At 68.6% G+C, this 25001-nt stretch carries 27 protein-coding genes; 18 read left to right on the top strand and 9 right to left on the bottom strand.

Annotated features, from left to right (window positions below):
* Positions 1-355: 355 nt before the first annotated feature.
* From ACFVH2_RS22195 to ACFVH2_RS22185, 3 genes are all read left to right on the top strand, one after another.
* Positions 356-544, top strand: a complete 189-nt coding sequence (locus ACFVH2_RS22195) for a hypothetical protein (RefSeq protein ID WP_378427078.1) — start codon at positions 356-358, stop codon at positions 542-544.
* 122 nt (positions 545-666) lie between these two features.
* The gene (locus tag ACFVH2_RS22190) at positions 667-1131 is read left to right on the top strand and encodes a hypothetical protein (protein ID WP_378427080.1); all 465 of its coding nucleotides are present in this window, start codon (positions 667-669) and stop codon (positions 1129-1131) included.
* Between the two features lie 457 nt (positions 1132-1588).
* Positions 1589-2779, top strand: coding sequence for a glycosyltransferase 87 family protein (locus ACFVH2_RS22185; RefSeq protein ID WP_378427082.1), 1191 nt, complete (start codon positions 1589-1591; stop codon positions 2777-2779).
* Positions 2780-2788: 9 nt separating this feature from the next.
* Here ACFVH2_RS22185 and lepB read toward each other — a convergent pair whose 3' ends face one another.
* Positions 2789-3568 carry a signal peptidase I gene (gene lepB / locus ACFVH2_RS22180; RefSeq protein ID WP_378427084.1) on the bottom strand — a complete coding sequence of 260 codons (780 nt, stop codon included), beginning with the start codon at positions 3566-3568 and terminating at the stop codon, positions 2789-2791.
* A gap of 223 nt (positions 3569-3791) precedes the next feature.
* Between lepB and ACFVH2_RS22175 the strand changes: the two genes are divergently transcribed.
* On the top strand, positions 3792-4187 hold the full coding sequence (locus tag ACFVH2_RS22175; protein ID WP_378427086.1) for a hypothetical protein: 396 nt from the start codon (positions 3792-3794) through the stop codon (positions 4185-4187).
* 507 nt (positions 4188-4694) lie between these two features.
* Here the strand turns inward: ACFVH2_RS22175 and ACFVH2_RS22170 are convergent.
* Positions 4695-5069 (bottom strand): DUF4267 domain-containing protein, encoded by a 375-nt coding sequence (locus tag ACFVH2_RS22170; RefSeq protein WP_378427088.1) that lies wholly within the window; start codon positions 5067-5069, stop codon positions 4695-4697.
* A 79-nt stretch (positions 5070-5148) separates the two neighbouring features.
* Positions 5149-6066, bottom strand: a complete 918-nt coding sequence (locus tag ACFVH2_RS22165; protein WP_378427089.1) for an NADP-dependent oxidoreductase — start codon at positions 6064-6066, stop codon at positions 5149-5151.
* Between the two features lie 138 nt (positions 6067-6204).
* Here ACFVH2_RS22165 and ACFVH2_RS22160 point away from each other — a divergent pair, with 138 nt between their 5' ends.
* On the top strand, positions 6205-6657 hold the full coding sequence (locus tag ACFVH2_RS22160; RefSeq protein ID WP_378427091.1) for a winged helix-turn-helix transcriptional regulator: 453 nt from the start codon (positions 6205-6207) through the stop codon (positions 6655-6657).
* Positions 6658-6719: 62 nt separating this feature from the next.
* Here ACFVH2_RS22160 and ACFVH2_RS22155 read toward each other — a convergent pair whose 3' ends face one another.
* The gene (locus ACFVH2_RS22155) at positions 6720-7298 is read right to left on the bottom strand and encodes a TetR/AcrR family transcriptional regulator (protein ID WP_378427093.1); all 579 of its coding nucleotides are present in this window, start codon (positions 7296-7298) and stop codon (positions 6720-6722) included.
* 155 nt (positions 7299-7453) lie between these two features.
* On the opposite strand from ACFVH2_RS22155, the gene ACFVH2_RS22150 reads away from it, so the two are divergent.
* Together ACFVH2_RS22150 and ACFVH2_RS22145 are read left to right on the top strand one after the other, a co-directional pair.
* On the top strand, positions 7454-7873 hold the full coding sequence (locus ACFVH2_RS22150) for a nuclear transport factor 2 family protein (RefSeq protein ID WP_378427094.1): 420 nt from the start codon (positions 7454-7456) through the stop codon (positions 7871-7873).
* A 145-nt stretch (positions 7874-8018) separates the two neighbouring features.
* Positions 8019-9512: a GMC family oxidoreductase gene (locus tag ACFVH2_RS22145; RefSeq protein WP_378427096.1), complete on the top strand. Its 1494-nt coding sequence runs from the start codon at positions 8019-8021 to the stop codon at positions 9510-9512.
* A gap of 131 nt (positions 9513-9643) precedes the next feature.
* Here the strand turns inward: ACFVH2_RS22145 and ACFVH2_RS22140 are convergent, their stop codons facing one another.
* Entirely contained in the window at positions 9644-10552 is a 909-nt protein-coding gene (locus tag ACFVH2_RS22140; protein WP_378427098.1) for a hypothetical protein, read from the bottom strand.
* Positions 10553-10811: 259 nt separating this feature from the next.
* Between ACFVH2_RS22140 and ACFVH2_RS22135 the strand changes: the two genes are divergently transcribed.
* Together ACFVH2_RS22135 and ACFVH2_RS22130 are read left to right on the top strand one after the other, a co-directional pair.
* A complete protein-coding gene (locus ACFVH2_RS22135; protein ID WP_378427100.1) occupies positions 10812-11153 on the top strand; it encodes a YciI family protein in 342 nt (113 codons plus the stop codon).
* A 122-nt stretch (positions 11154-11275) separates the two neighbouring features.
* Positions 11276-11764, top strand: coding sequence for an SRPBCC family protein (locus ACFVH2_RS22130; RefSeq protein ID WP_378427102.1), 489 nt, complete (start codon positions 11276-11278; stop codon positions 11762-11764).
* Positions 11765-11925: 161 nt separating this feature from the next.
* Here the strand turns inward: ACFVH2_RS22130 and ACFVH2_RS22125 are convergent, their stop codons facing one another.
* Together ACFVH2_RS22125 and ACFVH2_RS22120 are read right to left on the bottom strand one after the other, a co-directional pair.
* The gene (locus tag ACFVH2_RS22125; protein ID WP_378427104.1) at positions 11926-12330 is read right to left on the bottom strand and encodes a DUF4259 domain-containing protein; all 405 of its coding nucleotides are present in this window, start codon (positions 12328-12330) and stop codon (positions 11926-11928) included.
* Positions 12331-12500: 170 nt separating this feature from the next.
* A complete protein-coding gene (locus tag ACFVH2_RS22120) occupies positions 12501-12935 on the bottom strand; it encodes a hypothetical protein (RefSeq protein ID WP_378427106.1) in 435 nt (144 codons plus the stop codon).
* Positions 12936-13130: 195 nt separating this feature from the next.
* Between ACFVH2_RS22120 and ACFVH2_RS22115 the strand changes: the two genes are divergently transcribed.
* Complete coding sequence (locus ACFVH2_RS22115) at positions 13131-13922, top strand: hypothetical protein (protein ID WP_378427108.1); 792 nt, start codon at positions 13131-13133, stop codon at positions 13920-13922.
* A 125-nt stretch (positions 13923-14047) separates the two neighbouring features.
* Positions 14048-15655: an AMP-binding protein gene (locus ACFVH2_RS22110; RefSeq protein WP_378427130.1), complete on the top strand. Its 1608-nt coding sequence runs from the start codon at positions 14048-14050 to the stop codon at positions 15653-15655.
* A 125-nt stretch (positions 15656-15780) separates the two neighbouring features.
* On the opposite strand, the gene ACFVH2_RS22105 is transcribed toward ACFVH2_RS22110, so the two are convergent.
* Positions 15781-16440, bottom strand: coding sequence for a pyridoxamine 5'-phosphate oxidase family protein (locus ACFVH2_RS22105; protein ID WP_378427110.1), 660 nt, complete (start codon positions 16438-16440; stop codon positions 15781-15783).
* 80 nt (positions 16441-16520) lie between these two features.
* Here ACFVH2_RS22105 and ACFVH2_RS22100 point away from each other — a divergent pair, with 80 nt between their 5' ends.
* Positions 16521-17954, top strand: coding sequence for a PLP-dependent aminotransferase family protein (locus ACFVH2_RS22100; protein ID WP_378427112.1), 1434 nt, complete (start codon positions 16521-16523; stop codon positions 17952-17954).
* A gap of 49 nt (positions 17955-18003) precedes the next feature.
* Here ACFVH2_RS22100 and ACFVH2_RS22095 read toward each other — a convergent pair whose 3' ends face one another.
* A complete protein-coding gene (locus ACFVH2_RS22095; RefSeq protein ID WP_378427114.1) occupies positions 18004-19410 on the bottom strand; it encodes a cellulase family glycosylhydrolase in 1407 nt (468 codons plus the stop codon).
* 179 nt (positions 19411-19589) lie between these two features.
* Here ACFVH2_RS22095 and ACFVH2_RS22090 point away from each other — a divergent pair, with 179 nt between their 5' ends.
* The 6 genes from ACFVH2_RS22090 to ACFVH2_RS22065 all read left to right on the top strand — a co-directional run bounded on the left by ACFVH2_RS22090 (position 19590) and on the right by ACFVH2_RS22065 (position 24939).
* Positions 19590-19922 (top strand): hypothetical protein, encoded by a 333-nt coding sequence (locus tag ACFVH2_RS22090; protein WP_378427116.1) that lies wholly within the window; start codon positions 19590-19592, stop codon positions 19920-19922.
* A 185-nt stretch (positions 19923-20107) separates the two neighbouring features.
* Entirely contained in the window at positions 20108-20467 is a 360-nt protein-coding gene (locus ACFVH2_RS22085; RefSeq protein WP_378427118.1) for a hypothetical protein, read from the top strand.
* 170 nt (positions 20468-20637) lie between these two features.
* Complete coding sequence (locus ACFVH2_RS22080) at positions 20638-21432, top strand: class I SAM-dependent methyltransferase (protein ID WP_378427120.1); 795 nt, start codon at positions 20638-20640, stop codon at positions 21430-21432.
* A gap of 11 nt (positions 21433-21443) precedes the next feature.
* Positions 21444-22217, top strand: coding sequence for a class I SAM-dependent methyltransferase (locus tag ACFVH2_RS22075; protein WP_378427122.1), 774 nt, complete (start codon positions 21444-21446; stop codon positions 22215-22217).
* Positions 22218-22222: 5 nt separating this feature from the next.
* Positions 22223-23110, top strand: coding sequence for a mycobacterial-type methylenetetrahydrofolate reductase (locus ACFVH2_RS22070; RefSeq protein ID WP_378427124.1), 888 nt, complete (start codon positions 22223-22225; stop codon positions 23108-23110).
* A gap of 125 nt (positions 23111-23235) precedes the next feature.
* Positions 23236-24939: a 3-ketosteroid-delta-1-dehydrogenase gene (locus tag ACFVH2_RS22065; protein ID WP_378427126.1), complete on the top strand. Its 1704-nt coding sequence runs from the start codon at positions 23236-23238 to the stop codon at positions 24937-24939.
* Positions 24940-25001: the final 62 nt, after the last annotated feature.

Raw genomic sequence — 25001 nt, 5'->3', positions numbered from 1 at the left:
CTCTTTGGTCGACTTGTCAATACGCAGCCAGACCCCACGCGCGTAGATCACTTCCTCGTCTGGGCGAGTGACGAACAAGGCCCCACTGTCGTGGACGGAGAAGTTGGCGTCGTCGCCGTAGCGCTCCGTAACGAAACGTGAGCCACCGACGAAGAACGGGCGGAGGACGTCGTTAGTGGATCTAACGTCGCGGGGGCCACAGGAGCTTGGGGACTGTGGCAACAAACTACGGGTGGGAGACAAGAATGTCGATCGTCAGGAAGCGGACAGCTGGACTTGCGGTGACGGCGGCAGTCGCCGCGGGTGTGGGAATCTCGGGGGCAGCGCCAGTGGCAGCGGATCCGATCACGGAGATGTGTACGTCTCCGACACCAACGACAAGAGCGTGAAGAAGCTCGGCGCAGGCCAAACTCAGCCGGTCACCTTGCCGTTCACCGGCCTCCAGGATCCGCGGGCGGTTGCGGCGGGGGTGCTCGAGCTTGCCGCCGACGCTTCCATACCGGCGGCGGGAAGCCCCTTCGGTAGCTGGAACACCCTGAGCTGAATCAAGGCCGGGCAGTCTGCGTGCGAACAACCGACACACCTGCCCGCCTGAAACGGTCGCCGCTGAGTGTCATTGCAGCCGTTCGAAGATCATCCGACGTGTCGAAAATCTGAAGGAGCGAAATGGGGAAACGTAGCCGCGGCGCACTGGCTCTGTCCGCGTTGGTAGCGGGAATCGGGATCGTGGTGACACCGACCGCCGGGGCGAACCCGCCGCCGGCACCACCGGCGCTGCCCTCCCTGACCGGAGGAGCACTCGCTGCCGCGTTCGATGCCGGCTTGCCGATCGTTGAGGCCACTGGAACCCAGAAGCCGCCGTGGTATTCGATTCCGACGGTCTTCTACCGTGTCATCACCGATCGCAGCACGCTGTCCTCGCCATCCACCAAGTTCGTTGTGCTCGGCCAGCGGCCACCGGATACCTTCGCCGTCGCTCCCGGCACGTTCGGTCAGGTGGGTCTGGCCGGGCCGATCGCCACCTGGGATCCGCGAGGGATCGACCCGAACGTCAGCTGGTCGTTCGCGAACACCCCCGCTGTGTGCGCCGCCGACTGCGCCGGCGTCGCATACTTCAGTTTCGCCAGGTAACAGCCTGGCAACAGGGTTGACCGTACCGCGAGGACGCTGCGGGCCCCGCCCCTCGCGGGGCCCGCAGCCCTCTCGGCCCTGACGACCTTCGGACACGGCCGCACTTCTCACCCGCCGCAGACTTGCAGGTCGCCTCGGTCTGATTCGCCCCGCGCGAGCGTCCACGCAGTCCGGCATCGGCGCACCTCGTCGAGCTGGTCCATCACCGTCTCCCGCCCATCGGAACCCTCGGTGCGCACCTGACATACAGATCGTCGCTTTGAAATCGCATCTACTTTTGCCCACTTCGGCAGGTGGATCGAGTCCGGGGAGGGACTGCAGCATGCGGCGCGCGAAAGTGAAACCGTCGATGGCGCCGGAAGGGGAGCTCCGACCAACCGGACCACGCCTGTTGTCCACCGAACGGTCCACCCTTGCAGTTCTTCTGCTGTGCGCGGCGGCCTCGGTGGTGTTGTTGGTGACGACGGTCAGTCCGTGGATGCCCGAGATCGGGTTGTTCGCGGGCGGTGCTGACCTGGACGTGTATCGAGACGGCGCCCGACGTGTGATGCAGGGGCTTCCGCTGTACGCAGGCCCCGTCATCCACGGCCTGCTCTACACCTACACCCCGTTCTCGACGCTGGTGTTCATCCCGTTCGGGCTGCTGCCGGGCGGTAGCGACAAGTACATCTGGATGGGGCTCAACATCGTTCTGCTGGTGGGGATCGTCGCGCTGTGCTGGCAGATGCTCGGCTACCGGATCACCCCACACCTGGTGGCGGTCTCGGCACTGTTGGCGATGTCGTGCACTTTCCTCGAACCGGTGCGCACCACACTGTTCTACGGACAGATCAATCTGGTGTTGATGCTGCTGGTGCTGTGGGACTGCTCCCGGAGCGAGCGCAGCAGGCTGGCCGGCGTCGGGGTCGGTATCGCGGCGGGTATCAAGCTCACCCCCACCTACTTCGTGCTGTATTACCTGGCGCTGCGCCGGTGGCGGGCCGCAGTGGTCGCTGTGGCGACGATCGTCGCCACCATCGGGGTGAGCTGGATTGCGCTGCCGCGAGATTCGCGTCAGTACTGGACCGACACGTTCTTCGAGTCCACCCGGATCGCGGAGGACACGCACCCGTCGAACCAGTCGCTGCGGGGGGTGATCGCACACCTGACGGGCGCGCCGGCCCCGACGTGGTTGTGGCTGCTGCTCGCTTCGGGCGTCGTCGCGACGAGTACGTGGGTGGTCGCGCGGCTTCACCGGGACGGTGAGCGTCTCCTGGCGGTGACCGTTGCCGGGATGAGCGCCGCGGTGGTGTCGCCGTTCTCGTGGAGCCACCACTGGGTGTGGTTCGTTCCGCTGATGGTCTACGCCGTGCACCGGGCGCTGGCGAACCAGTGGTGGTGGACGGCGGTCCTGGGAATCTACGCGGCCGCCGGCGCGTGGGCGTACAGGTGGGACGAGAAGATCGTGGTGGTCGGACTCTTCCTGTTTCCGCCGTCGTGGGCACTCACCACCGTGCTGCAGAACACGTACGTACTCGTCTACGCGGTGGTGATGGTGGTCGCGGCGACGATCACCGTTCGCGCGAAACGGCACCGCCGCCAGGAGTCGTCTCGTCTCGGATCCACCTCCGGCGTTGCCCTTCTCGCGATCAGGCAATCCCACCGCTGAGCAAGACGTCTACTGCCGCGGGTCGACGGCGTGCACGACTCCCCACCGCGACGGGGGAAGGACGATCAGCCGCACCCTGCCGACGATGTTCGCGACGGGGACCGCACCGCCGAGTTCGTCGGCCATGTGGAATCGCGAGTCCTTCGAATTGGCCCGGTTGTCGCCCATCACCCACACGCTGTCCTCGGGCACGACCACCGGGCCGAAGAAGATCCCCTGACACGGGACACCGTTGCCCGGGGAGGTCCGGCTGTCGATGTACGGCTCGACCAGTGCCTTGCCGTCGACCTTCACCCCTTCGTCGCCGGGCCGGCACTGCACGGTCTGACCGGCCACGGCGACAACACGTTTGACGAGATCGTTCTCGTCCGGCGGTACCAGCCCCACCGCCGAACCGACATTCTCGATCCCCCGCAGAACAGGGTTCCCCGACCGCCGCGACGAGTAGTCCGTGTTCCACGACGGTGGCCCCTCGAAGACCACGACGTCTCCCGGTTCCGGGTCGCCGAACCGGTAGGTGATCTTGTCCACCACGATCCGATCCCCCGTGCACCCCGTGCAGCCGTGCAACGTCGGTTCCATCGACTCCGACGGAATCAGGTAGACCCGGCCCACGAACGTCTGCAGCAGAAAACTCATCGCCAGCGCGACCACTACGAGAACCGGCAGCTCGAGCCACACGGATCGGCGCCGCGGCGGCAACGCCGTCGACTCGCGCGGACCACCGTCGGCGCGGTCGCCCGTTTCCGGGTCGATGGATGCAGGATCAGGCCCCCCAAGTTCCGCCACCTGTCAAACCTATTCGAGGAGTCGTCGCGACACTCCCGTTCGGCCTGACGGGTGTCCTGTCCAACTGTCGTCGAAGAGAACAACTGGAAGAAGTGAAGTCAGATCGTCCACGGCTCGCGCGGAGTGACCCACGCGAACACAGACAGAGACGACCGCCTGTAACGTCACCCGCCCCGAAACGGACAAACAGACCGACCATGACTTTCACGGGGGGTAGACCTGAATGAAGCGCTCAACTCTCGTCCGCGCCGGCGCACTGGCCATTGGACTCCTGACACTCGGCTCGGGCGTGGCCAACGCCCAGGACGCCTGGCCGGTCGATCCGGGGGACGGCAGCCCGAGCCGTCCGGTGGACGTCACGAATCTCGTCCTCATGCCTGATCAACTCGAATTCTGGAATCCCACAATCGGCATGACCCGCATCATCACCCCTTACGGGCGAACCGCCAAGATCGTGTGCACCGGCTACCGCATCGACACCGAGTGCTGGCAGGCCGACCGGGACGGAAGCCCGCAGAAGCTCGATTTCGTCTTCGGCATGGGGAGCTTCGGGTCCCTCGCCTCGACACCGGCGACGGGCGTGTTCATGTATCCGGGGATGATCCCGGGGTTCGGCTGACGACTACCCGGATCCGGCCCCCACTCGACCACGCGGTGCGAACAGCCGCCGGTGACTGTCAAAAAGGCCAGTCATGCCGTACCGAACGCTCCTCAAGATCAGTGAGTAGGCCGAAACTCTCTACCCCACAAGAATTGTCGAGGAAAGCGACAACGGCGTAGGCGCCTCACTGCCAGCGACGGGTTTCGCCACCGCTGAAGCAATCTCATCGACCTATCCTGAGCGGGCTCTCCCAACGCCCGCCATCCCGTCGCGTGTTCTGCGGAACGGTGCGCACCGTAAGACGACTCGACGAGACATCAGGCAGGGGGGGCAAGGGGCACTAGCGACCCTGCAGCCATCCAACGCCGCAAGACGGACGCTGTCCGCATCGCGCGATCGGCGCTGTCCGTCGATGTCGAGCGACTCGGCCGGCCTCGAACCGACGGCCCGTGGGTGGCGACGCGGGAGCCTCGGCGGAACACGCCATGCCCTGCCTCGTAGTCGGGATCGGATCTCGATGGCGAGTCAGACCAGAAGGCCGACGCTGGTCGCCAGCATCACCACCGCCGTTGCGGCGTGGACGCCGTACGCGGTGGCCTTCGGCCCACCGCTGCGCAGCACGACCACCGCGTCCCCGGCGGGTACCGCAGCGAGCACCATCATGTACCAACCCAGCACCGACGTCGTCGCGACGAGAATCAGAACGAAGACGGAGACCCCAAACGCGATCTCGCGCAATCCCTTCACGCGCAGCCAGGTCCGGAAGGCGGGGTTGTCGGCCGGTGTATCGGGAATGCCGAAACCGACGGCGGCCTGCGGCGTGGTGAAGGCGCTCCCACCCATGAAGACAAGGGCCGCGCCGAGCAGGCCTGCGAGAACAGTGGCAATGGTGGTGAGCATCAGTTGTCCTGTCCGTCGGGCGAATACCTTGTGACGAAGTTGTTGTCGTGGATCGGAGTTGCGAGACGACACCTCGCTGTCACGGGACGAGAACGATCCGGCCGCGGATGCCGCCCTTGGCCATCGCCTGGTAGGCACCGGCTGCTTCGTCGAGCGACGCGACGGCGTGGACGCGAGCAGGCAGTTCCCCCGTCGCCACCCGCGCGAGCAACCGGGCGAGAAGCGCACCGTCGGGACGGGCGAACACGACCTCGACGGCGATGCCGCGCTCCTCTGGAAGCCGCGAGGCCGGCTGCACGCCGACGAAACGGCCACCGTCGCGCACCGCCCGGAGGGCGTGCTCCTGCAGGGCTCCGGCGTCGGCGACGGCATCCCAGCCCTGCCCGAGATCGGTGGCGAAGTCGACGCCGAGGCCCCGGATGAACGGCTCGTCGGCCGCTCGGGCCATCCCGGTCACCTGCCAGCCGCGGTCCTGGGCGAGTACGGCGACGTGCGCGCCCACCGCACCGGCCGCGCCGGTCACAAGCAAGCGCCGAGCCCCGCTCGACGCCTCACCGAGGAGGTCGACGAGCTGGGCTGCGGCGGTGACGTTGAGCGGCACCGCCGCCGCCTCGACCAGGCCCATCCCGTCCGGAACGACAGCGACAGTCGCGGCGGAGACGAGGAGGTGCTCGGCATGGGATCCGTGGTCGCGGTCGAAACCGTCGATGAACCCGGCAACACGGGTGCCGACCGGCAGCTCGACGCCGGGCCCGGCCGCATCGACGGTGCCGGCGAAGTCCCAACCGAGACCGGTGTAGTCCGGTTGGTGGACCAATCCGAGTTGGTGAAAGACGCCCCCGGCCACCCCCAGGTCGACCGGGTTGATCGCTGCGCCGGCAATCTTGACGCGGATCTCCGCCGGCCCCGGATCAACCACCGGGACGTCGACGGTCTCGATCGACTGGGGCCCGGAAGGCACGCGGACCACGGCCCGCCGAGACGTAATCTGATTCATCGCCATCTGCTCCTTCGTGGAGGTCGTGTGAGGTGGTCTTGCCATCGGTGTGGTGCAGGACCAGCATGGAGGCACCCGCTTCCCCTGGGGAAGTAGGCACCTTGAAGTGCGTAAGTCACCGAGCGGAAGAGATGAGTCATGCCGACCAGCACCGCGTCCCAGCGGCGGGCCGTAGCCAAAGCGGAGTACGACGCCTTCTTGGCGGCATGTCCCAGTCGCCAACTTCTGGAACGACTCTCCGACAAGTGGGTCGCCCTTGTGCTCGCCGCCCTGGGCGGGGACGGCCCGCGTCCTGGGGCTGCCCCCGGCGGCGAACCCCGGCCCATGCGCTTCTCCGAGCTGTCACGCCGGATCTCGGGCGTGAGCCAGAAGATGCTGACGCAGACGTTGCGCTCACTCGAGCGCGACGGGATGGTGACCAGGACCGTGACCCCCACGGTGCCCGTCACCGTCACCTATGAGCTGACCGACCTCGGTCTCTCGCTCCAGGGAGTCATGCGGGGAATCAAGGAATGGGCGGAGGGCCACATGGAGGAGGTCCTCACCCATCGCGACGACTACGACCACGGGCAGTGCGACGCCGCCGACTGATTCGACGAGAAGTCGACCGTCACATCTCGACGATGACGGCAATGGTCAATATTCGCTGCGACTCAGCGGACGAGCGCCGCCCGCAGCACACGCATGAGAAGTGAGTTGCCCGTCCGCAGCGCCGCACCGCCACCCTGCGTGTTCTTGATGCCGTCCGCGGTCGCGAGGATCATGGCGGCAAGCTCAGCCGGGGGCGCGTCGACCCCGGAGAGCACGATCTCACCCGCAGTAGCGGCGGAGTCGAGGGCCTCCCCCAGCCGCTCGACGAGCCAGGTCTGAGTGTTGCGGCTGATCTCGCCGGTCAGAGCACGGCCCGCGTCGAAGAGTTCCGCGCCGTGCGCGCTGGCGCTGATCTCTTCCATGAGGCCGCCGAGGTAGGCGGTCATCGCGGCATCGATGCGGTCGATGACGTCACCATCGGCGGCCAGTGCGGCGTCGACCTCGGTCATGACCTGGAGGTGGGCACGCTCGGATCCGGCGCGAAAGAGCTCTTCCTTGTTGTTGAAGTGCAGATAGAGCGCCGCGCGGGACATCCCGGCCGCGCGGGCGATGTCCTGCATCGTCGTCTTGCCGAAACCGTACTGACAGAAGACGGCGAGCGACGCATCGAGGATCCGCGCGGTCTTCTCGTCATCAGCCACAAACGCGAGCCTGACAGATTGGACCAATAGCGTCCACTTGTTCAGTTGGACGAATAGTGTCAGTGTGTCCAGACATGGGCGGGATCGTCCGGCCCCGACTGCCCGGGCTTCGCGGCATGCGCTGAGCATCCCGCCCAATTCGAAAGGCAGCACCCATGACCGAGAGCCACGATTCCACGAGTGACGCGAGATCGACGACAGAACTCATCCGCACCACCGAGCGCGCCCGCCTACGCGCGCTCGTCGCTGCCGACGTCGAAACCGCCCGGGCGATGCACGGCCACGACTTCCAACTCATCACACCCATCGGTGCCGCACTGACCCGTGACGAGTACCTGGGCGCGATCGCCGCGGGCCAGATCGACTACCTGCTGTGGGAACCCGACGAGATCGAGGTCCGTCTGCTCGGCGACGCGGCGATCCTTCGCTATCGGGCGACGCTCGAGATCGTCTTCGACGCGTATCGCGTTCCCCGGACACGCTATTGGCACACCGACAGCTACGAACTCCGCGACGGCCGCTGGCAGGCGATCTGGTCACAGGCAACGGAGATCCAGGCGCCCCACGCGAGGTGACCGTCACGGCGAAGTCATGGCGCGCCCTCGCGCATTCTCTGTCACGCAATGGCCGTGAAACGCCCGCCCCGTCACGAGCCTGCTCGTAGTGTGACCGGGTCGAGCAATGTGAAACACCGAACGAGCGGTCGGGACAGGGGTGGCGATGGACGCGGATGCGATCGTCGTGGGCGGCGGGACCAGCGGTGCGGTACTGGCCGCACGGCTGTCTGAGGACCCCGGGCGACGGGTCCTGCTGCTCGAGCAGGGTCCGGACGACGCGGCGTACGACGACACCGTCCTGCTGCCCGCCTCGGCGGGGAACGTGTGGGCCGGAACCCCTTTCGCGCAGGCGTTCTCGATGCGGGGTGCGGGCGACGGCACGGTCCAGATGATGCGCGGGCGCGTCCTGGGCGGCACCTCCGCGGTGAACTACCTCGCCACGATGCGCGGCCAGCCGGCCGACTACGACGGGTGGGCCGCGCGTGGGCTCGACGGGTGGAGCTGGCCGGACATCCTCGCGACGTTCCGGGCCATGGAGAACGACCTGGACTGCGGCGCATCGGAGTTGCACGGCTCCGAGGGCCCGCTCGTCGTGCGCCGCTCCACCCCCGACCAACAGACCGAATCCCACCGAGCGTTCCTCGCCGGGCTGCGGGAGATCGACGTGCCCTGGGTCGACGACGTCAACGACCCCCGGCAGCTCCCCGGGGTCGGCATCTTCCCGCTGACGGTGTCCGAGGACGGCGGCGAGCGGCTGACCGTGAGCCGCGCCTACCTGACCGCGGAAGTCCGGTCGCGCCCGAACCTGACCGTCGAGACCGGTGTCACCGTGGACCGGGTCGTCGTCGAGGACGGGCGGGCGACAGGTGTCGTCACCGCCGACGGCCGGGAACTGTCGGGCGGCGAGGTCGTCGTCAGCTGCGGCGCCACCGGGTCACCCGCACTGCTGCAGCGGTCGGGCATCGGCCCGAGGGACCTGCTCGACGGCCTCGGCATCCCCGTCGTCGCCGACCTCGCCGGGGTCGGGGCGAACCTGCAGGACCACCTCGGCTTTCCGCTTCTCTACCACCACGCGGGCGGCGGTCCGCTGCGCGGCGGCCCGGTCCAGCCGGTGTGGGTGGGCCGTACCCCGCAGTCGGACACGATCGACTTCCACGTGCTGAACCTGCCGATCGCCGAACCGACCGCCGACGGCGCGTACTTCTCGGTCGTCCCCTACCTGCTCGACGTCACCGGTCGGGGAACGGTCCGGATCGCCTCTGCCGATCCGGACGCCGAACCGGATGTGGTGATGCCGGCGCTGTCCGCGCACGACCTCGAGCGCCTCGACTGGATCCTCGGTCGCATCGCCGCGCTGGAGTCGACCGGTCCGTTCGCCGAACTCGGCGCCACGCGCGTCCAGCCGATGGCCGACCTGGCCGCCGAGGGCGTCGCGGCCGGACTCGTCGACGGCGGCGTGATCAGCTACGCGCACCTGGGCGGCACGTGCGCGATGGGCCCGGACGGCGAACCGAACGCCGTCCTGGATGCCCGCTGCCGCGTGCGAGGGGTGGCGGGCCTGCGGGTCGTGGATGCGTCCGCGATGCCGGTGCTGCCCGCGGGCAACACCTACCTGGGCTGCGTGATGATGGCCGAACGCGCCGCGCAACTGATCTGAGGTACGGCGCCCTGCCGTTCGTCGTAGCGGTCGCCGCGACGGCCGCTGCCACCTTCCGCGCCCTGGCCACCCACTCCGGCCAGCAGTGAACCGAATACTCTTCTGTCACAACATATTGCGCTGCCAAACCATCACCGGAAGTAGGACGCGTAGTCGCCGAAGGGAACCTGGCCGGTGGGGCTCGACCTCACGGCGTCGGCCACCACCGAAGGTATCGGAGCCCAGTGCGCAGGCATGGCGGCCGCCAGGGAGGGCTTCAATATGTAGAGCAGGGCGAAGTTCACTATCCAGAGCGGCGGCGCCATCGACATGCCCACCTCCGAACTCACACCCGCCTTGGTGTTGGTCACCAGTTGAGCGGCGCCCGACATCTGTTGCGACGCAAAGCCATAGACCGCTTGCACCGTGTACGCCGACTGGTACAGCGCTATCAGGCTTCGGGTCGCACCGTTGTTCCTCATCCAGGTGCCGACGAAACCGCCGGGAGCGATCAGCGAGTTCACCTGCCTTGTCGGCGCATCCGCGTTGGCCGGACTCTCCAGCAGTCCGCCGGTGTTGACGTAGAGCCCGTAACTCGCCAGGACCGACGATGTGGGGTGGCCGTCGACGTTGGAATAGAGGGGACGGCCGTTCGTGTTGGTGAGAATCCGGGCGCAGGCATCGATCACCTCGGCGGCTTCGCGGCTGCCGCCGACTCCGCCGCCGGTGACGAGGTCGCGATACTGCTGCTCGGACAGGGCGTCGGCCCTGCTGAGTCCCACCTGGCCGGCGATCTCGTCCGCCGCCTGCTGTCCGAGTGGCTGGTTGAGCTGACCCGGATCGGTCATCTGCGTCGGTGCCAGTCGCTCGTAGCCGGGCGCCCCGGCGAACGGGATCGCGAACCCGGTGTCGACGGCGTCTGCCGCCGGCTCGCCGCTTGCTGTCTGGGTGGTTGCCAGGGCGAGAAGGCACGCCCCAACCAGCGCCAGTACCGGAATGGTCCTGCGGCGGGGAGTTGCGCCGCGGCGATGCCCCGGACCCGTTAACCCTGTGCAGCGCATACGTCAACCTCCCAGAACACCGTCGGGGCGAGGCAACACAAGCTTGCGTCCCAGTCAAACTCCGCGACCAACGCCGTGTCAAGACCGCGTCGTCTCGCACGATCCTGCGGTTCTTGGGCGGTCACGCATTCGGTTGCGGCGGAACCGCCGCTCCGGCAGCCTCTTCCGCCCCTTGGGGGTGGAGCGAGTCCTGTGCGCAGCGTGCCCGCGTCGGCGAGGATGGGTCCGATCCCTGAAACGTGAAGAAGGAGTCCACGCGATGACGAAGTACCTGATCTCGTTCCCGAGCGGCGCCATGGTCCTTCCCGACGAGGATCTGCAGGCGGCTTCGGAGGCGTCGCACGCCGTGGTGGAGGAGGCGAAGGACGCCGGCGTCTGGGTGTTCGGCGGCGGAATCGACGAGAGCGTTCCGCCGGTCCTGGTCGATGGGGACGGCACGGTGACCGAGGGCACGTACCCGCAGACGAGGCAGATCGACGGCGGCTACGCGGTGCTGGAGTTGCCCTCCCGCGAGGCGGCACTGGACTGGGCCGCGAAACTCGCGGCTGCCTGTCGGTGCGCACAGGAGGTGCGCGCGTTCCACTACGACCCCGCCAGCTGACGGAGTTCGACCTCCCGGGGCCCGGCCCGCCGTGGGCGACGTTCCTGTATTGCTGCAGGGTGACCTGGTGGGTTTCGAATAGGATCGACACCGAACTCCACCTCGATACCCGAAGGAGCCCCATGCGTCTGCGCGATACGCCAACCGTCGAGGTCACCGAACATCTGGCCTGCAGCCCTGAGCGCGCCTGGGCTCTGATCACCGACATCGAACTGCCCACCCGTGCCGACGGCGAATTGCAGCGAGCAGAGTGGCTGGACGGGGCGACCGGGGTCGCCGTCGGTGCCCGATTCCGCGGGTACAACGCCGACCCACGGATCGGAGAGTGGCACACCGAGCCGGAGATCATCGAGGTCGAGGACGGCCGCCGCTGGGTGTGGAGGGTCGGTCCGGCGGACGCGCCACTCGCTGTCTGGGGATTCGAAGTCGACCCTGACGGTGACGGTGCCGTCGTTCGGCAGTGGGCAAAGGTGGGCACCGGGCGGTCACCGCTCTCCGACTTCATCGACCAGCACCCGGACAAGGAGGGTACGATTCTCGCCCGCCGGATGGCCGTGTGGCGAGCGGGCATGGAAGCCAACCTGTCGGCGCTCAAGCAGCTCGCCGGTTGACGGCGGCGGCGCCGCGCCGCGCCGCGCCGCGCCAAGATTGACGCGGCCGGCTTGTCCGCGCCCAGCGGTCCGCGCGGGCGAGCGTCAGCAGGTGGCGACCATCGCCGCTGCGCTGACCCTCGGATCATGTCCGAGTCGAGTCCATCCAGGCAGCGCTCGGCTCACCCCAGCGCCCTGAGACCCTCCAGCCTCGCCAGGATCGGTGCCCGCCACGCCTCGAGATCTTCCGGACCGTTCTCGGCCCACAACTCGTGGAGCTCCGAGGTGTCGCTGTCGGCGATCGCGCGTTCGAGGGTCGCGAGGATCCACCCGCGCTGCTCCGGGGTCAAGGAGCCTGCGTAGGCGGCGGCGTCGATGCCGTCGAGTTGCGGTGGCGCCGGCCGCAGTCCGTGGGCCACCGCGACGACCTCCGCGAGCGCGACGGCGGCCTGCGCGTCGTCGGCCTCGACGTACTCCTCGTCGACGTGCCTGTGGTAGTCGTCGATGTCGAAGTCACCGGCTCGAAGCGCCGCGAGCAGATCTCCCGCTCCGTCGTTCTCGAACGGTCCGCTACCCCAGGTTCCCATTCGCCATTCCTCCCGCTCCTCGAACTGCACTGCCTGTCGGGTCGACCGTACGATCGACCACCGACAGCGGACAACTGCCGCCGGCAACCTGACCGTGTCGTGGCGGGACCACGTGGCCTCTGGCGGTAGCGGCGGGCTTTCGTCGCCGCGGGCCGGACCCGCCTGTCGCGCTATGCCGGACGCTTCGTCCGCTTCCAGAGGCGTACGAGCACAACCACATTCGCTGCCAACATCGCCACATACGGAGCGACGAAGACCGCCGTCCCGAAGGGCGAGAGCGGACCCGCCCAACTGTCCGGATCGCGATGCTCGGGCGGCGCAACCACGTCGGCAATCCCAGCGAAGACGAGGGCGGCAGCCACGAACACCATCGCCACGCTCCCGATCGACGCCAGCCACCGCCCGAGTCGGAACTTCCTTGGCAGGAGAAGTGCACCGGACAGTGAGATCGCCATTACCGGGACGTACACCACGAAGCCGAAGATGCCGACGAGGTTCCAGAAAGTCAGCACGTCGCCGATCATCGTTCCCCGATTGTCCTCGACGAGCGCACCCAGCAGCGATCCGAGGAGGAGCAGCAGCGGCAGAAGTGCCACCCCCGCCACCCAGGCAGTGCCACGCAGGTATCCCCCACCCTCGCGTCGCGAACCGAAGCTCCCCCCGCTGCCACCGACGGGTCGAGGTGTCGTTGCGCCCGCCCGTTCCGCCACCTCGCCAGATTGCCACAGCGCACATTCAGATCTCGCGGACGGGCGCGAGGAGGTGTGGAAGGATCGCGGCACCGAACCGGAGGGAGCACCGTGAGCCGCACGATCATCCGAAAGGTAGGCATCGCCACCGTCGTGCTGGCGACGGCCACCGGGCTGAGCGGCTGCCTGGCCCCCGGCACGCCCTCCGGATGGTCGAGCTACACCATCGCGCAGGGAGCGCACAGTGCGTCGGTGGATCGCCCCGCCGGCGCGACCGGACCCCTGGCGGGCTGGATCAGCCCGGGTGGCGCGTCGCGGACCTACGACTTCGTGCTGACCCCGACCGCGGAGTACGTCCTCACCTCGCCCACCCAACCCGAGGACCAGTTCGACTGGAACAAGCTGCCCGGCTTCTCGGACTGCGGCGACTTCGACCTCGCTCGCAACGGCGCAATGTTCGGCTGGCGGTGGCGCACCGACACGTCGCCCCGCGTACTCGAACTGGTGCCGTACGCCAATGCCAACGGCGTGCATCAATACCCGGACAACGCACTCGTCACGCTCTCCCACGACGACCTCGCGGCCAGCGCGCCCCTGAGGTACTCGATCCAGATCGACGGGTCCGTCTACCGTTTCGCCATCGACGGCACCGTCCGCGACCGGGTCATCCACGAGGCGGCCACGCTTCCCCGGTTCTGCCCCGCGAGCCCCGCCGACACCGGAAAGTGGTACTCCGGATTCTACTTCGGCGGCACGTCCACCTCCCCCTCGCAGATGTACGCCTACGTGCGCGAACCCTCGGACAACCCGGCACCCGGCGGGGCCGAGGGGAACGGTTCCGTCGGCTCTTCCGGCTCGGCCATCGGAGACATCAGCTCCGACCTGGACCTTCGACGCCAGTAGTCGGGTCCGGAATGTCGGGGTGATCCGAAATAATCATTCGGTTCGTTACTGCGCCCAGGACTTGCAACGTGTTCTAGGTTTAGGTCATGGCCTCGACATCGCGGCCCAGCCTGGAAGGAATGACGATGCAGTTCAACCTCGCGGACGTCTTCGAGACCGTCGCCTCCGCCGTGCCCGATCGTGTCGCATTGACCTACGAGGGCCAGAACCTCACCTATGCGCAGCTGGACGCCGCGGCCAACAGGACCGCGCACCTCCTCGCGCAGGCCGGCATCTCCCGAGACGATCACGTGGCCCTGTTCCTGAAGAACAGCGTTGAGCACGTCACGAGCATCTTGGGGTTGATCAAGATCCGCGCGGTGCCGATCAACGTCAACTACCGGTACACGCCGGCCGAACTCGAGTACATCTTCACCAACTCCGACTCGGTCGCGGTTGTCGTCGAGCTCCCCGAGCACCAGCGTGTTCTCGCCTCGCTCCTCGACCGCTGCCCGATGCTTCGGACGGTGTTCGTCGTCGGGGACACCGTCGACGAGCTCCGCGCAGCTGCCGAGGACCGCGCGGTCTCCGTGATCGCCTTCGCCGACGCGGACGAGATGTCGCCCACCGCCGAGTTCGCCACCCGCTCGGGTGACGACCTGTACCTGCTCTACACCGGCGGGACCACCGGGTATCCGAAGGGCGTCATGTGGCGCCACGACGACTTCTTCCGCAAGCCGCTCTCCGGCGGAAATCCGTACGGCGACGACGCCAGGCAGGATCTCGCCGAGGTCGCCGCCGCCGCGAAGGAGTTTCCCGAACTCGCGTTTCTCATCGCCGCGCCCCTCATGCACGGGGCGGCGATGTACTCGCTGTTCACCTTCTTCACCCTCGGCGCCCGTGTCGTCCTCAGGCGCGACTTCGACCCATGGAAGGTGGTCGAAGCCATCGAGAAGGACCGAGTGCAGGTGATCCTGATCGTCGGCGACGGCATGGGCCTGCCGCTGGTCGACGAGATGGAGCGCCGCCAAGGCGAGGTCGACTTCAGCTCGCTCTTCTCGATCACCTCGGGTGGAGCGCTCTGGTCGACGAGCGTGCGGGATCGCATGCTGGCGGTGAAGCCGGACCTGCTGCTGCGCGACAACTTCGGAGCCTCGGAATCGGGGAACGACGGAGCCTTCTCGATCGACGAGGCAGGCAATCTGCGAATGCCGCCGTCTCCCAACATGATCCTGGTCGACGAGAGCCTGAACGAGATCGCACCGGGATCGGACGACGTCGGCTACATCGCGCGTATCGGCAACGTCCCCCTCGGCTACTACAAGGACGAGGAGAAGACGGCCCGGACCTTCCCGACCCGCTCCGACGGCACCCGCATCTCGGTGCTGGGCGACATGGGCAAGGTCGAATCGGACGGCACCATCGTCTTCCTCGGCCGCGGTTCGCAGTGCATCAACACCGGCGGCGAGAAGGTCTTCGCCGAGGAGGTCGAGGCCGCGCTGCACGCGCACCCGACGATCGTCGACGCCCTCGTCGTGCCTGCGCCCGACGCCCGGATGGGACAGCAGGTCGCGGCTGTCATCGCGACCTATCCCGGCTCGCCCGAGCTCTCCCTGGACGAGGTTCAGGAGCACTGCCGTAAGACGTTGGCCGGCTACAAGGTTCCGCGCACGATCATCCTCGTCGACGAGGTCAAGCGAACCCCGGCGGGCAAGGCCGACTATCGCTGGGCGACGGACCTGGCCTCCCCGTAGCCGGAAGCAGAAGGACCTACCGCCGGCGAAGGCCGCCCCTCCCGTCGCGGGAGGGGCGGCCTTCACGTTCGCAGGCCGCCGCGGGTCACCGGTCGGGTGCCCGGCACGGATCCATGCCGCGACGACTACAGCCGCAGCCGAGCCCGCGGAGAGGACGAGCGCCCGCCGACCAGGCGGCGCACCGATTCGGGTTGCACCGTGCCCGCCTCCACCCACGGGGCGGCGACCGGCTCACACGCCGAGGTCCGCAGCGGGACCACCCCCGCCCAGCCGCCGGAGTCCGCCGACGGCTCCGGCGGCGGCGCGTCGCGCACCTTCACCGTCCAGCAACCCGGTTCGATGGGCAGGGCCATCGCGAGGGTCGCCGCGAGTTCCTTCTTGGTGTGGGTGCGTACCTCCGAGCTACGACCGGGGATCAGCGAGTCGGACATCAGATCGAGGGCGTGCACGGCGCCGCCTCCGTCGAGCACGGTCAACCGACCACGCACGACAGCGGATCGGTAGTTGGCGGTGGAGTCGAAAAGAGTGTCCGCCACCACGATTCCGTCGAGCATCGTGACGGCCAGTGCCACCGGCGCACCGGCCGCGACGTGGCGCAGGGCACCCGCACCCGTCGACCCGTGCAGCACGATGCGGTCGCCGTCACGGGCGTAGAGCATGGGCACGACCCACGGCAATCCGTCCACCACCGTCGCGAGGGTGCCCACCGCCGCGGCGTCGAGCACCGCGTCGAGGTCGGCTCGGTGGCTGCCGGCTAGGTCGGGGTATCTCCTGATCTTCTCCATGCACCGAATCGTCCCCACATTCCGGCATGCCCGGAAGGTCCAGAACTGCACCAAACTGCCAGACCACTATCCTGTCCGTCGTGTCCCGTCATGCCCACGACCTGCACCTCGCCTTGCGGCTGCCGGTCAGCGAGTCGCCGCTGCGGCACCGCATCGCGGAGGCGATCGTCGAGCAGATCCGCTTGGGTCGCCTCCACCCCGGCGACGCTCTCCCGTCGACGCGCACCCTGGCCACGGAACTGGCCGTGGCCAGAAGTTCCGTGGTGGACGCGTACGACGAACTCGCGGCGGCCGGCTACGTCGTCGCACGATCCGGGTCCGGCACCCGGGTCGCCGCCGGCGCGGACTCCGCGGCCACCGCGGGCGCCGCCTCGCACGTTCCTGCGGCGACCGCGGCCACCGCGACGGCCCGGGCGTCGCAGCAACCGCCGCCGACGTGGGATCTCACCCCCGGCCAACCGGACACGACCCTGATCTCCACCACCGACTGGCGCCGCGCCTGGCGGGCAGCCGCCGCCGCTCCGGTCCCGACAACCCCGGTGGGACCCGGCGGGCACACCGAGCTTCGTCTCGCTCTCACCGGACACCTGCGCCGCACGCGCGGAATCGTTTCGAGCCCAGACGAATTGATCGTAGTGCCGGGTGTGGCATCCGCCCTGCGGGCGCTCACCGCGGCGGCCGGCCTCGCCGGCCGCACTGTCGCGTTCGAGGAACCGGGCTACGCCGAGGCGCGGCGGGCCCTCCAGATGTCCGGCGCCCGGATGCGTTCCGTCCGGGTCGACACAGACGGCCTCGACCCGGCGTCCCTGCGGGACACCGATGCAGCCGTGTATTGCACGCCGGCACACCAGTATCCGCTCGGCGCGCGTCTTCCCGTTCCCCGGCGCGCCCAACTCGTCGCGGAGGCCGCCGACTCCCGACGACTGCTCATCGAGGACGACTACGACGGCGAGTTCCGGTACGACGTATCCGCCCTGCCCGCGATGCGCAGCATCGACGGCGGTCGCGACTGCGTGGCCTACGTCGGCACGGCCTCGAAGGTTCTCGCGCCCTCGCTGCGACTGGCCTGGATACTGCCGCCGGCCGCTCTGCGGGAACCGGTAGCCGAGGCGCTCACGCTCAGCGGCGAAACCGTCTGCACGGTCACCGGACTGGCATTGGCACGGTTCATCGAGTCCGGCGCCCTCACCCGGCACCTCGCCAGGGCATCGCGCACCTACTCCGCTCGCCGGTCCGCCCTCGTCAGTTCGCTCCGGCGGCACTACGGCGGAGTCGGCTTGTCCGGCGTCGAGGCGGGGCTGCATCTGGTGCTTCGCCTGCCCGACGGAAGCGACGACGCCGCCATCGCCACGGACCTCGGCCGCCGCGGAGTCACCCTGCCGCCGCTGTCCTCGTTCCTCGCCGACTCCCGCGGCCCACGGGGGCTGGTGTGCGGATACGCGCGCCTTACCGAGACTCAGGCGGACGGGGTCGCCGCGCTCATCGCCGACGTGACGCGGCGGCACCTCGCCTGAATCCGGAATCACCGGGCCGTGGCGGGGTTGGCCCTCGGTCAGCGTCGGCTCACTGAGGCCGTACCGTCACCTCGACCGTGGCGGACGCCGGATCGGCGCTGATACCAACGACATCGAACGTGTCGTCGGGCGTCACGGTGTACGTCGCCCCGACGACGTCGACCTCGTAGCCTCGGGGGTACGCCGCCTTGGGCACGACCATCAGCGTGGGCTGGTCACCGCTCGGACGGTAGCGCAGGTTGGTACCGACCCGGCTCGTGCCGAGCGTGATCGGCACGCCCGCAATCCGCTGCGGATACGCACTGACGGTCCCGGCCATGGCGGCGCCGGGGATCCCGTTCTCGTCGAGGTTGCACCAACCGGACAGACCCGTGCACCACACGAAGGCCATCGAACCGGCGGCATGGGCATCGATGCCCGCGGTCACCTCGTCTACGTAGCGACCGGCGTTGGGGGACTTCGGGTCACGCGGCCCCCACTCCCAGATCAGCAGCGGCAGCCCGTGCTGCTGCGGATAGCGCACCACCGCATCCCAGTATCTCTGGACGAATCCACCGGCCGGGTCGTAGTCGCCGCCGGATTCCATGACCAGGTCGTAGATGTGGGGTGCGTAGGCGATCTTCCGCTGCGGGTCGTGGATCTCGCCGAGGCGGGTGGGTTGGGCGAGGCTGCCGACACCGGCCCAGAAGGGCTCGACCAGCACCCAGTGCGTGGTGTCGATCGCGCGGATCCTGTCGGTGATGTCCTGGTAGAGCGGGGTGAGCTTGTCGGCCTCGGCGGCGAGGGGGTCGATCGGGCCGGCGCCCTGGGCCAGAGGGTCGAACAACGGTTCGTTGAACAGGTCGTAGCCGAACAGCGAGGGTTCCTCGTGGAAGCGGCCGGCGAACATCGACCACAGGTCCAGGACACGGCCCCGCACCTCGGGATTGTCGTAGACCAGACCCCAGGCGGCGAGGAACCCCAGGTCGCCGTGCTTGCCGAGCACGGAGGGGCCGAGCTCGGCGGAACCGAGAGCCGTGGAGCCGAACTCGGCTGAGCTCGTACCCGGTTGGCGCCGGGCACGGTCGAGCACCCACGTCGGGAAGTGGTCGTTGAGGTCGGGCGTGACCATCAGATGCGCGTCCTCGGCCGCTCGGAAGACCCGCGCGAAGGCGCCGAGGTAGGCCTCGTCGTAGGCACCGAGGGTCGGCTCGACGCACTCCCAGTTGAACGGCACCCGTACCGCGTTGTAGCCGAGCGCCGCCATCTGCCGGAACTTCTCGGCCGCGCCGGAGAACGGGTTCGGCCCGCACGAGTCGTCGGAGAACTCCCACCCCCGCAACAGCAGGGCACGGCCCTCGGAATCGGCCGGGTAGACGACGCCGTTCTCACCCGTCACCGTCGTCGGCGGCCCCGACTCGATCGGGGCAGCCGACGCACTCGTGGTGTATCCACCGACCACCAGAAATACCGACACGACAACGGAACCGAGCCATCTCACCTGAATGCGCCCCATCCTCACGGCAACCCGACCCCCGAGTGTTTCGCGCACTGTACATGGGTCCAGACACGCGTACACCCGGGATCGCACTGCACATCTTGCCCAGACTCGTTGCGGTGGACGACACGAGGGTGCGTGCGGCTACCGTCGGAGAGGTGAACGCCGGAACGCTTTATCAGGACGGGACCGTACGAATCGACAGCAGAGGCGTGACGATTCGGCACTACTACTTCCCATTCGTCGGCAAGACGGTGCCGTACGAGAGGATCGAATCCGTGCACAGCGGCGTGCTACCCGGTCTCGGCGGGCGCTGGAGAATCTGGGGCACCACGGATTTCAGCTGTTGGTACAGCCTCGATCTGCTGCGGCCGACGAAGCACACCGCCATCGTGTTGGAGATCCTGGGGCGCGGTACGCCCGCATTCACCCCCCGAGACCCCGACGCCGTCGAATCAGTCATTGCGGCACATCTCGCCAGGACGGGCTAGGCGGACGCTCGACGGTTGGTCGAACGGACGGTGCCGGTTCCTCCGAAACGATTGGTGCGCATACCTTGCCGCCCAACGCTCGGGACGTGTGGGCCGGCATCGCGCACCGCGCGCGTAACGGGGGCACGGGGCCATCCGATGAACCGACTGTCCGTTCTTCTTCACGCTCCGAGAGGCGACCGACGATGAACCGCGCACTCCTCGTGGGCTCCTGGGCCCTGGCAGTCGCCCTCGGAACGGCGCTCGCTCCGACCGCAGCCGCCGACGCGACCACGGGACGGGGTGGACCGGAGTGGCAGCCGTGCAGCGACCAGTTCGTGGTGCCGCTCGATCCGCAGGCCTGGACCACCGACAAGAAGGTCGTCCTCAGCCCGTACGGCACGGACCGTATCGAATGCGGTTCCTGGCACGGGTTCTTCTACGCGAGCCAGACCGATCCCCAGGGCAAGGCACACGCCCTCGAGAACGCGGCCGCCGCGATCGGACTCTTCGGCTCGGGGTCCGGCGCCGGGTACGCAGGCGGAAAGGTCTACATCTGGCGATAGGTGGTGTCGGTCCGACCGACTCCCCTTCGCCGACGCGAAGGTTCACATCGCCATCGGTCGGGTTTAGACTCGGATGAAATCCTGGCCGGGGCGGCACATCCAGAGTCACCCGCCTCGCTTCACTCGTCTCGCGCCCATGGTTGGGCAGACAGCGAAGGGGGATGGTCGCGGTGACCCGACCGTCGGAGCCGGAACGAATCTCGACCCTCGCGACCGCGCAGCGGCTGCAAGCACTGCTTCGACCCGACGTCACGTGGGTGCCCTCCCCGGACGGATTCATGGACGCCCTACCGGGCGTGACCGTACCTCCACCGGGACGAGCGCAGGCCGCCTGGCAGACATCACTCGGGGCGTCGCTGTACCAACGGGTGCAACGAGTCGTAGCCGCGCTGTTGGCGCCGGGATACGCCACCATCGCCGCCCAGCTCCAACTCCGGCCGGGGCAGACGGTCGTCGATGTGGGGTGTGGGCCCGGCAACGTCACCAACAGACTGGCCGACGCGGTCGGTCCGCACGGAATGGCGGTCGGGGTGGATCTCTCCGCCCCGATGTTGGCGCTCGCCGCCCGTCAGTCCCGCCCCAACATCGGACTTCTGCGTGCCGATGCCACCCGGCTCCCGCTGCGCGACCACAGCGTCGACTCCGCCTGCGCTACTGCGGTGATCATGCTCGTACCCGAACCGGTCGACGCGCTGACGGAAATGATCCGGGTCGTGGCACCGGGCGGGTGGCTGCTGGTGATGGTCCCGTGCCGACCCGACGGACCCGCCGCCGCGGTCACCGGCCCGCTCACGGACCTCCTCGGGCACTTCGGCGGGGCGCGCATGTTCAACCCTGACGACCTGGCGATCCTGCTCGAGAAGCTCGGATGCGCACGCATCTACAGCCGTCAGCAGTACAACATGCTCACCGTACGAGCCCGAGCGCCGATCGCCACCCGGGATCGGAAGTCCACGTCGCCGTGAAGGAGCAGCTCGTGACTAGCGACATCCCCCAATCGCCCGACCAGCCGAGCCCCGCCGCGTTCGATGCGCTGTACCGCGGCGACTTCGACACCTTCAAGCGCATCGCACAGCCGGCCGGCACCGCGCCGTACATCGAGTTCCAGTTCGACCGGGTGCCCTGGGACATCGGCGAGGCGCAACCGGCGGTCCGCAACCTGGAGGCCGACGGTCAGTTCACCAGTGAAGTGCTCGACATCGGCTGCGGCCCAGGCGAGAACGCGTTGTTCCTCGCCGATCGGGGGTATCGGGTGTGCGGCCTCGACGCCGCACCCGCAGCAATCGACATCGCGCGCGAACGGGCCCGGCAGCGCGGGCTGGAGCGCGCCGTCGAGTTCGACGTTGCCGACGCCACAGTCCTGAGCGGCTACACCGATCGGTTCAGCACCGTCATGGACAGCGCGCTGTACCACTGCTTCCCCGAAGACCAGCGCCACGGCTACGTCGCGGCGGTGCACGGTGCCTGCCGCCCGCACGCTCTGCTGCATCTGGTGTGTTTCTCCGATCAGGTTCCCGACGAGTTCCCCGGCCCCTTCCGCATCACCGAGGACAACCTTCGGGGCACCCTCGGCGATGCCGGATGGCTGGTCCGACGGCTCGAACGCACCACGTACACCACCGCAATCACCCGGGACGATCTGGCGCAGCAACCCACGTCGTCGCTGGCCGCCGTCGCCGCAGCACTCGATTTCGACGCCCGCGACCGCCTCCTCGCTCCGGCCTGGCTGGCCACGGCCGAACGTCCTTGACCGCCATGACCACGGTGGCACTGGAGCTGGTGCCGCCCGAACTGCAGGCGGGCACGGCCCGGGCCGCCGAGGCGAGTCGGACCGCCGCCGAGCACTGCCGCCGCCACGGGCTGGCCGACCACGTCAGACACGTGATGATCCCGGGCCTCGTCGCCGAGGATCCGGATCGGCCCGTGGCGCTGACGACACGGATGGACGTGCTCGATTTCTGGGCGGCAGCGCGCCCGTCGTTCGGCGCCGTCTCCGGCCTGTGCACCCAGGTCACCGTCTTCCAGGGCCGCGAGCAGCTCACCGCCCGCGTGCAGCGGTTGTGTGACGCCGGGATGGACGGCATCACGTTCGTCGGCAAGCCCCACGGGCTACCGGCAAGCGAGGCTCGGGGCGTCTCCCCCGACGAGGCCGTGGCTCGCTTCCGGAGTCTGCTCCCCCACCGCGGGGTGGTGCTGATTCCCACCCGACGGGGTGAGCGCGGCAGGTTCGTGGACAAGTGCGACCGCGGTGCGACCTTCGCGCTGACGCAGCTGCTGTACTCCGATCGGATCGTGGGGTTCCTGCGCGAATTCGCGGCACACTGCGAGCACCGCCCCGAGATCCTCCTGTCGTTCGGATTCGTCCCCGGCATGGAACGGCAGGTGCGCCTGATCGATTGGCTCATCCGTGACCCGGGGAACGACCTGGTCCGTCAGGAGCGGGAGTTCGTCGCACACACGGCGAGCGGCTCGTCACGGCAGCGTCGACGCGACCTGGTCGACCTGTATCGACGCGTCGTCGACGGCGTGCGCGATCTCGGATTTCCGTTGAGCGTGCATCTCGAGGCGCCCTACGGCGTCTCCGAGTCGGCGTGCGAGACCTTCGCGACGATGCTCGACCACTGGTCACCGCGCGCTCGGTAGAGTCCGCCGAACCCGGCAGGGCTCGACCGCCAAGATCTCCTCCCACTCCGCGGACACCACCGTGGCGTGGTGGTCCTCACCCTCCTAGCGTCGGCAGCACAACCTGGAGAAGTAGGAGTTCCCCCATGGGCAAGCGCGTAGCACCGGCGGCCACACCCGCACACGACACCACGGTCGACCTGCTCGTGATCGGGGCCGGCACCGGCATGGCGGCCGCGCTGACCGCGCACGAGAAGGGCCTGTCGACCCTGATCGTCGAGAAGACGAAGTACGTGGGCGGGTCGACGGCCCGCTCCGGTGGCGCGTTCTGGATCCCGGACAACCCGATCCTGCGGGAGGCCGGCGCCGGCGACAGCCCCGCGAAGGCGGAGACCTACGTGCAGGCGGTGGTCGGCGACTCCGCGCCCGCCGAGCGCGGCCAGGCCTTCCTCGACCACGGCGCCGCCACGGTGGACATGCTCAGCCGCACCACCCCGATGAAGTTCTTCTGGGCCGAGGGCTACTCCGACTACCACCCCGAGCTCCCCGGCGGATCCGCGGCCGGGCGCACCTGCGAGTGCCGCCCGTTCAATGCCTCGGTGCTCAAGGGCGAGCGGGGCCGGCTGCGGCCGGGCGTGATGGAGGCCCCGGTCCCCATGCCGACCACCGGCGCGGACTACAAGTGGATGAACCTGATGGCCAAGGTCCCGACCAAGGGCATCCCGCGCATCCTCAAGCGTGTCGCCCAGGGCATCGGCGGGCTCGCGCTGGGCCGCGAGTACATGGCCGGCGGTCAGGCGCTCGCCGCAGGCATGTTCGCCGGCGTGCTGCGCGCCGGCATCCCGGTGTGGACCGAGACGTCCCTGGTGCGCCTGGTCACCGAGGGCGACAAGGTCACCGGCGCCGTCGTCGAGCAGGGTGGCCGCGAGTTCACCGTGACCGCCCGGCGCGGCGTCGTGCTGGCCGCGGGCGGCTTCGACCACGACATGGACATGCGCCACAAGTTCCAGTCGGAGAACCTCGCCGACCACGAGAGCCTCGGCGCGGAGGGCAACACCGGCGACGCGATCAAGATCGCGCAGCAGGGCGTCGACGCCGGTATCACGCTGATGGACCAGTCCTGGTGGTTCCCGGCGATCGCGGCGCTGCCGGGCGGCACGCCGTCGGTCATGCTCGCCGAGCGGGCGCTGCCCGGCTCGTTCATCGTCGATCAGACCGGCAAGCGATTCGTCAACGAGGCGAAGGACTACATGTCCTTCGGGCAGCTCGTCCTCGACCGCGAGCGGGCCGGTGACCCGATCGAGTCCATGTGGATCGTGTTCGACCAGACGTACCGCAACAGCTACATCATGGCCGGCGCGCTGTTCCCGCGGCAGCCGCTGCCGCAGGCCTGGTACGACGCCGGGATCGCCCACCGCGCCGCCGATCCGGCCGAACTCGCACGCGCGATCGGCGTGCCGGAGGAGACGTTCGTCGACACCTTCCGCGGGTTCAACGAGAACGCGGCCGCCGGCAACGACCCCGACTTCCAGCGCGGCGCCAGCGCCTACGACCGCTACTACGGCGACCCGACCGTCGCCCCGAACCCGAACCTGCGGCCGCTCGAGAAGGGCCCGTACTTCGCGGTGAAGATGACGCTCAGCGACCTCGGGACCTGCGGCGGCGTCCAGGCCGACGAGCGGGCCCGGGTGCTGCGCGAGGACGGCAGCGCGGTGGCCGGGCTCTACGCCATCGGCAACACCGCGGGCAACGCATTCGGCAAGGTCTACCCGGGAGCCGGCGCCACCATCGGCCAGGGACTCGTGTACGGCTACATCGCGGCACTCGACGCCGCGCAGCAGTCGAACTGACCCCCACCCGAGCAACCCGGTAGCCGGGCCGCCCGCGGGAAGACGGGCGGCGCCGGATTATC

It is taken from the genome of Rhodococcus sp. NPDC127527 (genome assembly GCF_042672245.1).
Taxonomy (GTDB): Bacteria; Actinomycetota; Actinomycetes; order Mycobacteriales; family Mycobacteriaceae; genus Rhodococcus_G.
The sequence above is the reverse complement of the archived record's forward strand: the minus strand, read 5'-3'. Positions and strand labels throughout refer to the sequence as shown.

Bases quoted from the DNA above. Each gene is read 5' to 3' on its own strand.
- ACFVH2_RS22190 (WP_378427080.1), top strand. From the start codon at position 667: ATGGGGAAACGTAGCCGCGGCGCACTGGCTCTGTCCGCGTTGGTAGCG.
- ACFVH2_RS22175 (WP_378427086.1), top strand. From the start codon at position 3,792: ATGAAGCGCTCAACTCTCGTCCGCGCCGGCGCACTGGCCATTGGACTC.
- ACFVH2_RS22170 (WP_378427088.1), bottom strand. From the start codon at position 5,069: ATGCTCACCACCATTGCCACTGTTCTCGCAGGCCTGCTCGGCGCGGCC.
- ACFVH2_RS22165 (WP_378427089.1), bottom strand. From the start codon at position 6,066: ATGAATCAGATTACGTCTCGGCGGGCCGTGGTCCGCGTGCCTTCCGGG.
- ACFVH2_RS22160 (WP_378427091.1), top strand. From the start codon at position 6,205: ATGCCGACCAGCACCGCGTCCCAGCGGCGGGCCGTAGCCAAAGCGGAG.
- ACFVH2_RS22150 (WP_378427094.1), top strand. From the start codon at position 7,454: ATGACCGAGAGCCACGATTCCACGAGTGACGCGAGATCGACGACAGAA.
- ACFVH2_RS22145 (WP_378427096.1), top strand. From the start codon at position 8,019: ATGGACGCGGATGCGATCGTCGTGGGCGGCGGGACCAGCGGTGCGGTA.
- ACFVH2_RS22140 (WP_378427098.1), bottom strand. From the start codon at position 10,552: ATGCGCTGCACAGGGTTAACGGGTCCGGGGCATCGCCGCGGCGCAACT.
- ACFVH2_RS22135 (WP_378427100.1), top strand. From the start codon at position 10,812: ATGACGAAGTACCTGATCTCGTTCCCGAGCGGCGCCATGGTCCTTCCC.
- ACFVH2_RS22130 (WP_378427102.1), top strand. From the start codon at position 11,276: ATGCGTCTGCGCGATACGCCAACCGTCGAGGTCACCGAACATCTGGCC.
- ACFVH2_RS22125 (WP_378427104.1), bottom strand. From the start codon at position 12,330: ATGGGAACCTGGGGTAGCGGACCGTTCGAGAACGACGGAGCGGGAGAT.
- ACFVH2_RS22110 (WP_378427130.1), top strand. From the start codon at position 14,048: ATGCAGTTCAACCTCGCGGACGTCTTCGAGACCGTCGCCTCCGCCGTG.
- ACFVH2_RS22105 (WP_378427110.1), bottom strand. From the start codon at position 16,440: ATGGAGAAGATCAGGAGATACCCCGACCTAGCCGGCAGCCACCGAGCC.
- ACFVH2_RS22085 (WP_378427118.1), top strand. From the start codon at position 20,108: ATGAACCGCGCACTCCTCGTGGGCTCCTGGGCCCTGGCAGTCGCCCTC.
- ACFVH2_RS22070 (WP_378427124.1), top strand. From the start codon at position 22,223: ATGACCACGGTGGCACTGGAGCTGGTGCCGCCCGAACTGCAGGCGGGC.
- ACFVH2_RS22065 (WP_378427126.1), top strand. From the start codon at position 23,236: ATGGGCAAGCGCGTAGCACCGGCGGCCACACCCGCACACGACACCACG.